This is a genomic window from Hydrogenimonas thermophila, assembly GCF_900115615.1.
GTDB classification, from domain to species: Bacteria; Campylobacterota; Campylobacteria; order Campylobacterales; family Hydrogenimonadaceae; genus Hydrogenimonas; species Hydrogenimonas thermophila.
On record NZ_FOXB01000055.1, the window covers coordinates 1 to 10,594 of the forward strand.

Annotated in this window: 16 protein-coding genes; 7 read left to right on the top strand and 9 right to left on the bottom strand. The window is 32.0% G+C overall.

What is annotated here, in order from left to right; genetic code table 11:
* Positions 1 to 12 precede the first annotated feature (12 nt).
* Both BM227_RS13395 and BM227_RS13275 read right to left on the bottom strand, forming a co-directional pair.
* Entirely contained in the window at positions 13 to 480 is a 468-nt protein-coding gene (locus BM227_RS13395) for a transposase (protein ID WP_092912215.1), read from the bottom strand.
* Complete coding sequence (locus tag BM227_RS13275; protein ID WP_092912213.1) at positions 467 to 1,138, bottom strand: transposase; 672 nt, start codon at positions 1,136 to 1,138, stop codon at positions 467 to 469. Before BM227_RS13275 ends, BM227_RS13395 begins: the two co-directional genes overlap by 14 nt.
* A gap of 72 nt (positions 1,139 to 1,210) precedes the next feature.
* Between BM227_RS13275 and BM227_RS11570 the strand changes: the two genes are divergently transcribed.
* Genes BM227_RS11570 through thiS form a run of 5 tightly spaced genes read left to right on the top strand, consistent with a single transcriptional unit; the run spans position 1,211 to position 5,361 of the window.
* Positions 1,211 to 2,392, top strand: a complete 1,182-nt coding sequence (locus BM227_RS11570; protein WP_092914055.1) for an aspartate aminotransferase family protein — start codon at positions 1,211 to 1,213, stop codon at positions 2,390 to 2,392.
* Complete coding sequence (locus BM227_RS11575) at positions 2,352 to 3,572, top strand: TolC family protein (RefSeq protein WP_092914057.1); 1,221 nt, start codon at positions 2,352 to 2,354, stop codon at positions 3,570 to 3,572. The genes BM227_RS11570 and BM227_RS11575 overlap by 41 nt, the downstream gene beginning before the upstream one ends.
* On the top strand, positions 3,544 to 4,560 hold the full coding sequence (locus tag BM227_RS11580) for an SAM-dependent methyltransferase (RefSeq protein ID WP_245757068.1): 1,017 nt from the start codon (positions 3,544 to 3,546) through the stop codon (positions 4,558 to 4,560). Before BM227_RS11575 ends, BM227_RS11580 begins: the two co-directional genes overlap by 29 nt.
* 9 nt (positions 4,561 to 4,569) lie before the next feature.
* A complete protein-coding gene (locus BM227_RS11585) occupies positions 4,570 to 5,160 on the top strand; it encodes an ankyrin repeat domain-containing protein (RefSeq protein ID WP_092914059.1) in 591 nt (196 codons plus the stop codon).
* A complete protein-coding gene (thiS, locus tag BM227_RS11590; RefSeq protein ID WP_092914060.1) occupies positions 5,161 to 5,361 on the top strand; it encodes a sulfur carrier protein ThiS in 201 nt (66 codons plus the stop codon).
* Here the strand turns inward: thiS and acpS are convergent.
* Positions 5,338 to 5,706: a holo-ACP synthase gene (gene acpS, locus BM227_RS11595; RefSeq protein ID WP_092914062.1), complete on the bottom strand. Its 369-nt coding sequence runs from the start codon at positions 5,704 to 5,706 to the stop codon at positions 5,338 to 5,340. The two genes, thiS and acpS, sit on opposite strands and share 24 nt — an antisense overlap.
* A complete protein-coding gene (gene fliL / locus BM227_RS11600) occupies positions 5,703 to 6,242 on the bottom strand; it encodes a flagellar basal body-associated protein FliL (RefSeq protein ID WP_092914064.1) in 540 nt (179 codons plus the stop codon). Before fliL ends, acpS begins: the two co-directional genes overlap by 4 nt.
* Positions 6,243 to 6,362: 120 nt before the next feature.
* On the opposite strand from fliL, the gene BM227_RS11605 reads away from it, so the two are divergent.
* Entirely contained in the window at positions 6,363 to 7,163 is an 801-nt protein-coding gene (locus tag BM227_RS11605) for an MlaE family ABC transporter permease (protein ID WP_092914065.1), read from the top strand.
* Between the two features lie 2 nt (positions 7,164 to 7,165).
* Here the strand turns inward: BM227_RS11605 and BM227_RS11610 are convergent, their stop codons facing one another.
* Positions 7,166 to 7,444, bottom strand: a complete 279-nt coding sequence (locus BM227_RS11610) for a hypothetical protein (RefSeq protein ID WP_092914067.1) — start codon at positions 7,442 to 7,444, stop codon at positions 7,166 to 7,168.
* A 56-nt stretch (positions 7,445 to 7,500) separates the two neighbouring features.
* Here BM227_RS11610 and BM227_RS11615 point away from each other — a divergent pair, with 56 nt between their 5' ends.
* The gene (locus BM227_RS11615) at positions 7,501 to 8,055 is read left to right on the top strand and encodes a CDP-alcohol phosphatidyltransferase family protein (RefSeq protein WP_092914069.1); all 555 of its coding nucleotides are present in this window, start codon (positions 7,501 to 7,503) and stop codon (positions 8,053 to 8,055) included.
* Positions 8,056 to 8,234: 179 nt separating this feature from the next.
* Here the strand turns inward: BM227_RS11615 and BM227_RS11620 are convergent, their stop codons facing one another.
* The 4 genes from BM227_RS11620 to BM227_RS11635 all read right to left on the bottom strand — a co-directional run.
* Positions 8,235 to 8,930, bottom strand: coding sequence for a Fic family protein (locus BM227_RS11620; RefSeq protein ID WP_092914070.1), 696 nt, complete (start codon positions 8,928 to 8,930; stop codon positions 8,235 to 8,237).
* A 38-nt stretch (positions 8,931 to 8,968) separates the two neighbouring features.
* Positions 8,969 to 9,532 carry a histidine phosphatase family protein gene (locus BM227_RS11625; protein WP_177202054.1) on the bottom strand — a complete coding sequence of 188 codons (564 nt, stop codon included), beginning with the start codon at positions 9,530 to 9,532 and terminating at the stop codon, positions 8,969 to 8,971.
* A 159-nt stretch (positions 9,533 to 9,691) separates the two neighbouring features.
* On the bottom strand, positions 9,692 to 10,105 hold the full coding sequence (locus BM227_RS11630; protein WP_092914073.1) for a GNAT family N-acetyltransferase: 414 nt from the start codon (positions 10,103 to 10,105) through the stop codon (positions 9,692 to 9,694).
* Positions 10,106 to 10,162: 57 nt separating this feature from the next.
* Positions 10,163 to 10,594: transglutaminase-like domain-containing protein (locus tag BM227_RS11635; protein WP_092914075.1), on the bottom strand; the 432-nt coding region annotated here is incomplete at its 5' end.

Here is a 10,594-nt window from a genome sequence, read left to right on the forward strand (position 1 = left end):
TCTCATTAGTCGTCATTTTTTTCCTCCAACTCCATAAAGAGCCATATTATCGGGGTTTTCTCCACTAATTAGACCAATAAAAATTTCAAAGATATTCGCTAGTTCATCAACTTTTTCATAAAAGTAAAGCAAAATAGATTTCATATGCATTAATCCATACATAAAGAAGCTTTGTTCTTTATGTTCATGCTTTAAAATATCGATAGGTTTTTTCTTAGCTTTAAGAATGCCAATAAAATAACTCCATACAAAAGAGAGTGAGATTAAGCCAAAGAGCAAAGTAATCTTTTTACGGTCAGTCAAATGAGTCTCTTCAAGGTTAAAACCTCTTTTTTTTAATGCACTAAAAAGCACTTCAATTTCCCATCTTTGCTTATATATAGCGATGATACTCTTCTTTTCAACATTTGATACCACAATGATTAACTCACCTTTTTCATTTTTTGCACCAGCTATTCTTAACCCATCAATACCATACATTACATACTTTTTTTAAATGCAAAAAGCCTTTATTTGGTACTTTTGCAAAAAGAGTTGATACTTTTTTACCATTTACCAATGTATTGTTTCTTACTCTTATTACAAAGGGGATCTCTCTTCTTTGAAGCCAAGCAAACCACTCTTTTCCTATAAACTCTCTATCTGCTAAAAGCACTTCAATCTTTTCTACTCCAAAAAGATTGATAAATTCTTTTACTATTCTAATCCTATCCCTGTAACTACTATTACCTCGCTTCTTATCTAAAAGATACCATAATATCGGTACCGCTATACCTTTATACTTCACGGCTAATACCAAAATATTGATATGGGTTTTACCAAATTTCCAATTGGTCCTATCCATGATTAAAGTCCACTTCTCACTCTTTGGTAAAAAACTTGCTAACAGCCTTGCAAACACTCTCCTATCAAACTCAAACTTTTGAAAAAATCTTGTTACTCTTCTATAGTTCGCTTTATCTTCGAGCTTTGAGTTTAAATAACTGGCTAATCTTTTTAGATTTACACTCCTCTCTTGTATAATTGCCATTATCAAAGCTACTATGACATGAACCCGTGCTTTATGCCAACCTGTCAATTCTTTGATTTTAAGCTCTAATTTGATACGATCTCCCTCTATTTTGTTTACTTTTTTCATAACACTATTTTATCAAAACTCCATTCTCTGTGGAGTTTTGACGACTAGTGAGATAAAATTTAAAGGATTATAATGACACTTAAAGAGATGGATCAAAACTATGTTTTGCAGACATATGCAAGAAATTATGTCAATTTTGTAAAAGGCGAGAATTCTATACTGTATGATGAAGATGGAAAAGATTATGTTGATTTTGGCAGCGGTATTGCTGTTTGCAGTGTAGGTCACGGTAATCCGCGTTTAGCAAAAGCGATTTGTGATCAGGTATCAAATATCACTCATATTTCAAATTTGTATCTTATAGAGCCACAAGCTCGTTTAGCAAAACGTCTTGCTGAGTTAAGTGGAATAGATGCAGTTACTTTTTTTGCCAATAGCGGTGCTGAAGCAAATGAAGGTGCCATTAAAATGGCAAGGAAGTATGGTGAAGTAGAAGGAGAGGTAAAGCGATATAAGATTATTACCCTTGAACACTCTTTTCATGGTCGAACCATTACTGCACTTAAAGCAACTGGGCAAGAGTCTATGCACAACTACTTTGGACCTTTTCCAGATGGTTTTGTTTATGCTAAAAATATTGCTGATATCTATAATCATATTGATGACCATACTGTTGCTGTAATGATTGAATTGGTGCAGGGTGAAGGTGGTGTTCAACCTATGCAAAAGCAAGAGGTTCAGGCTTTAGCAAGTGAACTAAAAAAACGTGACATACTTTTAATTGTTGATGAAGTACAAACGGGAATTTATCGTACTGGTGAACTTCTTGCAAGCAATCTTTATGAGATTACACCTGACATCATCACTCTAGCAAAAGGTTTGGGCGGTGGTGTACCTATAGGTGCTATTATGACAACACATAAAGAGATTTTGAAAACTGGTGAACACGGAAGTACATTTGGAGGAAACTATCTTTCAACGCGTGCAGCACTTGAAGTTCTCTCTATTTTGGAAGAGCATAAAAACAGTGGTGAGCTTGACCATATAATGATTATGTTTGAAGAGAGACTAAAAGAGATAGCAGATAAATACTCAAATCTTTTTGAAAAAGAGGTTGGTGTAGGGTTTATGCGAGGTTTGCGTGTAAAAGAGGGAAGAGATGCTGGTGAGATTATTAATGCGGCTTTTGATAATAGAGTTATCGTGTTAAAAGCTGGTAGAAATACAGTAAGATTCTTGCCTGTTTTGACAATGACTAAAGAGGAGATGCTACTTGGCTTTGAACGGTTTGAGTCTGCGCTCTCTAGCTTGTAGTCTGTTTGCAGCTACTTCTCTTTATGCGGGGGAAGCAGATGAACTGCTCTCATCACTAAAACTTGAGACTTTGCAACTAAAACTTAACAAAAATAGCAGTGAGAGTGGAAAATTAGAGTATAGTTGGATAAATTCAATTAATGTAAGCTATGGTTATAGTAGCTCTAATCAGTTTGGTAGAACTTTGACCAATAAGTCACTGTCGGTTAGTGTGGATCAGCCCATATTTAAGAGTGGTGGGATTTGGTATGCAGTTAAGTATGCAAAAGCTACCAAAAGAGTAGGTGATCTTAGTGTAGAGGCTGAAAGAAGAGCATTGATTAAACAGGTTGTATCGACACTTTTTAATTTAAAGAAGAGTGAATACCAGATCCAAAAGCAAAAACTGCTTATTGAGAATGATAGAATTGATATTGAGAGAAAAAAAGAGCAGTTTTTAAGCGGTGATCTTGATAGTGGTTTTTTGGATCAGGCAATCTTGAAAAAGAATCAAGATATGATGACATTATATTCTCTTCAAGATACCAAAGCACAACTTGAGTCAAATTTTAAAAATCTTAGCGATCTAAACCCAAACAGTGTTACTTTGCCTAAATTTACACTGATGCAAAGAGATGACTTTATAAAAAACAATGTTGATCTGGCACTTGCAAAAGAGCAGATCGTTCAAAAAGATTATTTCAATACAATGACTTGGACAAGATATATGGTTACTCTTTCATTGCAAGCAAGCTATGTTAAACCATATGAGTATAGTTCTGCATTTCCAACTTCACTACCAAATGCTCTTGATCCCTATTATACTTATGGATTTAGGATTTCACTGCCTATAGACATTACTTCCTATCACAATATACAATCTACCAAAGCTGACTATTTAAAAGCAAAAATAGAGCTTTCAGATAAAAAAAGAGAAGCTGAAAATGAGTATAGTGCTGTTTTAAAGCGTTTAGATGTTATTGATAAAAAGTTAAAACTGGCAATTGATGATGAAAAGCTCTACTCATCTTTAGTAGAGAGTACCAAAGAGAAGGTAAAAGCAGGGGAGATGACACTTTATGATCTGAAAACAATGGAAAACTCAAAAATGATACGAAAAATTGATCAGAAAATTTTTGATTTAGATAAGCAGTTAGTTTTGTTAGATCTTTATGAGAAGAGTTATGAAGAGATTCAGTGAATATATGAATGAGTGGCTTTATGGGAAAGAGGGCTACTACTCTACATTTAAGTCGATAGGGCGAGAGGGAGATTTTTACACTGCTGTTTCAACAAGCCGTTTTTTTGGCGCAACTATCTCTCACTATATGATCTCTCTTATTAAATCAGGAAAACTAAACCAAGATCTTCATCTTATTGAGATCGGTGCACACCAAGGCTATCTTTTAGCAGATATGATAGAGTGGATTGCTCAAGAAGCACCTGAACTGCTTGATACTATGAAGTTTGGAATAATAGAACGGTTTGACTCTTTGAAAGAGGCTCAACAAAACTATTTTAAAAACCGTTTTGGAGATGCCATAGAGCTTAATCACTACAGCGACCCTAGTGAAGTTAATGCTAAAGAGGCTTTCATTGTTGCAAATGAGATTTTTGATGCATTTGCTTGTGATCTTATCTATAAGCAGAAGATAGCACTGGTTGATGAAGAGACTCATACCATTCACTTTGAAGGTGAAGATGAAGAAGTATTTGAAATTGCAAATAGATATGGACAGACAAAAGGTGAGGTAGCAAAAGGGTATGAATCTTTTGCGTCTTCACTTTATAAAGCAGCCCAAAAAATTGTTTTTGCTACATTTGATTATGGAGAAAAAGAGCCTAGAACAGACTTTTCAATTCGTATTTACAAAGGGCATGAAGTTTATCCTCTTTTTGAAGAGGGACTTGATTTAAAAAGTCTGTTTGGCAAGAGTGATATTACTTATGATGTTAATTTTTCTCATCTTATTGATGCATTTGAAGAGAATGGCTTTTCTACTTATGCATATAAAACACAACTTAGAGCATTAACAGAGTATGGTTTGCCTGAGTTACTTGAACAGTTAGCAAAACTTGGCAATCAAACTCTATATTTAAGAGAGCTTAACAAAATTAAAACCTTAATAGATCCTACAATAATGGGAGAACGTTTTAAACTCGTTGAATTTCATAAGAACATTAGTTAAAATAAAAGTATGAAGAGAATTATAGTAATTTTAGCAATTTTATCATCACTATTGTTAGCTGACAGTGTCAATGGATGGCAGCCTTTACATGAATCAGTATATAAAAGTGATTTTGAATTGATGAAAAAGATTGTAGAAAAAGGGGATTGTGATATCGATTTACAATCTAAAGCTGGTATATCTCCTTTGCATATTGCAGTAAAGACACGCAATCTTTTGATGGTAAATTATCTGCTTGATCACGGTGCTGATGTTGATATTCAAGATAACAATGGATATACTCCATTGCATTATGCTATAAGTGCAAGACGACTAAAAATTGTCAGATCCCTTGTAATGCATGATGCAGATGTTAATTTAGCTAACAATGCAGGCATTACTCCGCTTCAGCAAGCTGCATATACAAATGATTTTGCTATTGTGGATTACTTGCTTGATAATGGAGCAGATCCAGATATTTTAAATGCAAATGGCATAAATGCTTGTGAACTTGCTTATGCAAAAGGCAATTTTTCTATGGCTCATCATCTTAAACCATATACTCATGGTGAGTGTGGAAAGTATGTCAATGAATTAAAGACTACAAAAAGGGGGAAGTAAATGAAAATAGTAGTAAATGGTGAAGAAAAAACTTTTGATAATGGTATAACTTTAGCCGATATTATAGAAAAACTAGGTATCGCTGATAAAGTTATGGCTGCTGCTGTAAATATGGAAGTTGTAAAAAAAGATAACTGGTCATCTTTTGTTCCAAAAGATGGTGATAAAATAGAGTTGTTACACTTTGTTGGAGGAGGATGATACTTCTATTGCTGCAACAGCTATAGCAAAACCTCCATCGTGTGCAATTGAAAGAGAGGTGGAGGTTATGTTGTATCTTTCAATAATTCTGTTGTTTAAGGTAAAAGAGGGAGCACCTCTTTTATCTTTTTGAATTTGAATATCATGAAAACTAAGTTCAGATCCTATTCCTGTTCCTAAAGCTTTGGCTACTGCCTCTTTTGCCGCCCAAAATCCAGCTGCTGTTTGAGCTTTTTTAACCATGGCAATCTCTTGGCTATTTAAAAAGCGAGTGAGAAATTTTTCGCCATATTTTTTCATTGATGCTTCAATGCGATCAATAACAACTATGTCTACGCCTATCATTGAATGACAAATTCCGTAAAGTAGACATTCGCAATTTCACCATCTTCAAGATATTTGTTTATTTGATTTACAATCTCCTCTTTTAATTTCTCTTTTCCTTTAGGAGTTGTTATCTCCTCTACTGTTTTTGAAGATAGTATAGATATAATAATGTCTCTTATAAGAGGTGTTTTTTTATCTAGTTCTGGTGTAAGCTCTTCACTGTCTTCTTCAAGATTTATTTTAGCTACTAAAAATCTGCGACCATTTTCACTTAAAAGATTTACTGTGAATTTATCAAGAGGGTACATTGGTCCTACTGTTAAATCATCACTCTTTCTACGAGTTTTCTTTTCAACTTTTTCTTGTTTTACAGTTTCTGGATTTTCTTGATCATCTCCAGACAACATAACATAAGCTCCAATACCAATGACTGCAAGTACCAGAACTAGTAATACAACTATTAGTATTAGTACTATATTATTTCCACCTCCGCTACTCTTTTCCTCCTTCTCTTCCTCTTCTGAATTCTCATCTTTTTTTTCTTCTTCAGCCATACATCCTCCCTATATTTACAAAATTATTTAAATTATATTTCAAAATATCTTAAATTCAGTACTCATTTGATATTTTTAGGATAAAATATTTACTATAAAAAATAAAAAATTGGAAAATTTATGGGAATTATTGAGTCTTTTTTGGGTTTAATAGGGACACCATTTCTAGGAATGTTTAGAAAAATGGAGAATTTTGGACGTTTTATTCTATTTCAAATATCTTTATTACCTCTATTTTTTAAATCTCCATATAGAATGAAAGAGTTTTTCTACCAGATGGATGTCATCGGTATTGGAACTTTAGGGGTTATTACTTTAACTGCTCTTTTTACCGGAATGGTTGAAGCCATTCAGCTTTATCACGGATTTCATAGATTTGGTGCTGAAAACTTTATGGGTTATACGATTTTTGTCTCAATTTCCAGAGAGCTTGGACCTGTCTTTGCTGCTTTGATGTTAACTTCTCGTGCTGTAAGTGCAATGGCAGCAGAGCTTGGTACAATGCGTGTAACAGAGCAGATAGATGCTATAGAAACATTGGCAGTTGATTCAAAAAAATATTTGATAATTCCTAGAATTCTGGCAACTACTATATCACTGCCTTTACTTGTAATTACATTTGATTTTATAGGAAATATAAGTGCTTTTATAATTTCAACACAAGCACTTGGTGTTAACCCTGTATCTTACCAAAATACCATAGAGCAATATTTGGAGTTTGCAGATATTGGTACCGGTGTTATAAAAGCTTTTGTTTTTGGTTTTCTGGTCAGTTCTATTGGAACATATTTGGGTTACATAGCAAAAGGAGGAGCAAGAGGAGTAGGTAGGGCTACTACAACTGCTGTTGTTTATGCAGCAGTTACTATTTTTGCTGCAAACTATTTTCTATCTTCTCTCTTTTTGCTATTGGATTGGTAAGATTACTGACAGCGGTTGATTCCAAGTTTACTAATTAATGCATCGAAAAATGGTCCTGACTCTTTATCGTAGTCATCATGAAATTCGATGCATACAAAACCTCTGTTTTTTCCCTCTTCATTGTCGCTGATTTCAACCTGGCACTCTTTTCTATAGGTTAACTCTTTTAAAGCACTGTAAATTTTCTCTTTTTCATTACTGTTATTGTAAATAAGTTCAAGTTTTGAGTAACGCTCTTCTTGTGTATGGATTGCTTTTATAGTTTCTAATATATCTGGCATTTTCAAGCTTTCTTTGTGTAAAATATCATTAGTCAAATTATAGCTGAAGGAGTTTAATGTTACCAGTTTTTAAAGCAGAATCACACTTTAATCTTGCAAATCTCTTTACAATGGTAAATATTGGATGTGGGCTTATTGCAACTTATCTTATTACGCAAAACAATTTTTTTTATGCAATAATTTTTGCTTGGATTGGTGGTGCTTTTGATATATTTGATGGCAAAATTGCTAGAAAATTTAATCTTTCAAATGAGTTTGGTATTCAGCTTGATTCATTTGCAGATTTTTTATCATTCGTTTTAGTACCTGTTTTTCTTATCTTTCAAGCTGTGTATATGCAGTTAGATGGAAGTTGGTTTGCAATTGCTGGTATTGTCAGCATCTACTATGTTATAAGCGGTCTTAGACGCTTGATTCAATTTAATATAGATGCTGAAGCAGGAGAGGTAGGAAAGTTTTTTGTAGGTGTTCCAACACCTCTTGGAGCTATTTTACTATGGCTTGTATATCTTGGAAATATTTATGGTATTATACCATCTCAAGCAGTTATAGGTTTTATGATCATAATAGGATGGTTGTTGAACTCAAAAGTAAAAGTACCACATCCTTAATTGTTAAGAAAATTAAGGATGTCAAATAACAATACCCCTTGATGAATTGCTTTCTTGGAATATCAAAATAGATGAACTTGAGGGGTAGGTTACTTTGTGCTTACTTTTTCATTAAATGAACTTGTTATGCACTTTATTACTTAACAGCTCATTTGCTCCATTTTGAAATTCATAACTTGTTAGATATTTGGGTTACTTATCAACTCTAAACTTTTGTCTATACTTGCTTGCAAAAATTTATATAAATCATTTTTATTATTTATAGCTTTTAAATATTCATCTCTGCTTTCATTTTTAATAAGTGGTGGGATGATACTGTTTTGTATGGCTTGATAAGTCATTAAAAGTCTTCCAACTCTTCCATTACCATCTGCAAATGGATGTATCCTTTCAAATAATATATGAAACTCTGCTATATCTTCTAAACTCATATTATTGCTTTTGAATCTATATAAAAGATTTTCTATATCATTTGAAGTTTTACTTGGATGTGAAAGTTTAATATCTACACCTTTAATATATCTTTCATCTAATCTATAAGCTCCAATAGGTTTAGATACATATTCTGGGCTAACTTTTAGAGCATCTTCAAACATAATTGCGTGTATATCTTTTATAAAACTACTATCAATAATATTATTTGGATTTGTTGCTTCTCTAACTATTACATCGTAAGCTTTTGCAAACCCCAATATAATAAGTTGCTCTCCAAGTGGTTTATGTCCTGCTGTATGTCCTAACTCTAACAACTCTTTTGTCTCACCAAACGAAAGTGTTGTTCCTTCTATTGCGTTTGAGTGATGAGTGATAGATATACGAAGTTGGCGAAATAGTTCTTCTCGTTGCTTTAGTGTTAGCTCATTTAGTTTATACATTTTGCTCTTCTTATGTGTCAATTATCTCCAATAATTTGTTATGTCTTTAACTCAAATACTCCATAATCCCAATTTTTATTTTTTGCTTTTTTTGTTTCATTCCATTTTTGTAAAATTAATTCTTTTCGAATTAATCTATTTATAATACCATGACCAATTAAAATTACTGGTTTGTTTTGTTTGGATAATTCTATTAATCTTTTGGTAGCTTTTTTTGCTCTTATTTTTGCTTCTTTGTAAGATTCACAATTTTTTGAATATCCTAATAACCATAATATTCTAAAAAATATTAACCAAACTTTAGGATTTAATTTTAATAAATGCCAATTTGAATATGGAAGCTCTGCTTCATTGAAAACATCATTTATTTCAAATGGTATTTTGTTAAATATTTTGGCTGATTGAATTGACCTTTTTAAATTACTACAAATTAAAATATCTGTTTTATTCAATAAATTTTTAGTTTCATTTTTTGATGATAATTCAGATTTTATATCTGAATTATTATAATCGATAATCCATTTTCTAAATTGATCTGCTGGAATATTTTTATAATCTTTAATATCAACTTCACCATGTCTAAGTAATATTATTTTTTGCATATAAAGTTTAATGCTCCTGTGGGACATAAAGACCGATTTGATAAATAAACGGTTTTACTCTATCAAGTTTTTAACTCTTAAAAGTATTTTAGCAAAATAAAATTAGAAAAATAGATAGATTATATTATTTATATTTCAAGGATTTGTTATACATCTTATTTATATTAGTTTTTTATCTCTTGCAAGAGTCCAAGCCGATGTATGTTGTGTAAAACCTATTTTTGGATAATATTCTGTTGCCTTTGGTGCTGATAATAAAATAATTTTACATTTATCGTTAAGTTGCTTTTGTGTCATATTAATAAGATTTTTACCTATACCTTTGTTTTGATATTTTTTATCTACTGCTAAATCAGATAAGTAGCAACAATAATAAAAATCTGTTACTGACCTTGCAACCCCAATAATTTTTTTATTATTAGTTGCTACTACTATTATATCTGCATTTTTCAACATACCATCAATACACTTTAAATTATCTATAGGTCTTCTTTCACCTAAAGTTGAACGATTTAGTATGTTAATAAATTCATTAACTGTAAGTTTTGGATTTAATTTATATTCTATATTCAATTCTAGCTCCTTTTGAGTGTATAACGACCAAGTTGAGAAATATTGGAGCCCACAGGGTCAAATATTTTTCTTTAATGATTTGTTATCTATTTCAAGCAGTTCAATATCAGGAAAATTATTAATCATTTCATCATATGCTTTATATTTTTCTAATGCTTGAACTACCACCTCTAATGGTTCTTCATATATTTTCGGTAAATCAAATTCATTTTCTCTTATTTCAAATGCTAACATTTCAATAGGTGGATTAAATTGTGCATTTACTCTTTCTTTGTTACCTCTTGCATCAACTTTATACCAACCATAATCTTTTAAATAAATTGCATTTAATCCATGAAGACAATAAATATCTTTTTTATATTCTGAACAACTTAATCTTTGATAGCAAAATCCAGTAGGAATATTGTTTGCTCTTAACAAAGCAGCCAATAAATGACTTTTTGCATAACACCAACCAGTTTTATATTTTAATACATCACTTGCCTTACA

What these genes read in the sequence shown, in the direction of transcription:
- BM227_RS11625 (WP_177202054.1), bottom strand. Translation starts at nt 9,532, where the DNA reads ATGCAAAAAATAATATTACTTAGACATGGTGAAGTTGATATTAAAGAT.
- BM227_RS11620 (WP_092914070.1), bottom strand. Translation starts at nt 8,930, where the DNA reads ATGTATAAACTAAATGAGCTAACACTAAAGCAACGAGAAGAACTATTT.
- BM227_RS11585 (WP_092914059.1), top strand. Translation starts at nt 4,570, where the DNA reads ATGAAGAGAATTATAGTAATTTTAGCAATTTTATCATCACTATTGTTA.
- BM227_RS11605 (WP_092914065.1), top strand. Translation starts at nt 6,363, where the DNA reads ATGGGAATTATTGAGTCTTTTTTGGGTTTAATAGGGACACCATTTCTA.
- BM227_RS13395 (WP_092912215.1), bottom strand. Translation starts at nt 480, where the DNA reads ATGTATGGTATTGATGGGTTAAGAATAGCTGGTGCAAAAAATGAAAAA.
- acpS (WP_092914062.1), bottom strand. Translation starts at nt 5,706, where the DNA reads ATGATAGGCGTAGACATAGTTGTTATTGATCGCATTGAAGCATCAATG.
- BM227_RS11570 (WP_092914055.1), top strand. Translation starts at nt 1,211, where the DNA reads ATGACACTTAAAGAGATGGATCAAAACTATGTTTTGCAGACATATGCA.
- thiS (WP_092914060.1), top strand. Translation starts at nt 5,161, where the DNA reads ATGAAAATAGTAGTAAATGGTGAAGAAAAAACTTTTGATAATGGTATA.
- BM227_RS11580 (WP_245757068.1), top strand. Translation starts at nt 3,544, where the DNA reads ATGAGAAGAGTTATGAAGAGATTCAGTGAATATATGAATGAGTGGCTT.
- BM227_RS13275 (WP_092912213.1), bottom strand. Translation starts at nt 1,138, where the DNA reads ATGAAAAAAGTAAACAAAATAGAGGGAGATCGTATCAAATTAGAGCTT.
- BM227_RS11610 (WP_092914067.1), bottom strand. Translation starts at nt 7,444, where the DNA reads ATGCCAGATATATTAGAAACTATAAAAGCAATCCATACACAAGAAGAG.
- fliL (WP_092914064.1), bottom strand. Translation starts at nt 6,242, where the DNA reads ATGGCTGAAGAAGAAAAAAAAGATGAGAATTCAGAAGAGGAAGAGAAG.
- BM227_RS11615 (WP_092914069.1), top strand. Translation starts at nt 7,501, where the DNA reads ATGTTACCAGTTTTTAAAGCAGAATCACACTTTAATCTTGCAAATCTC.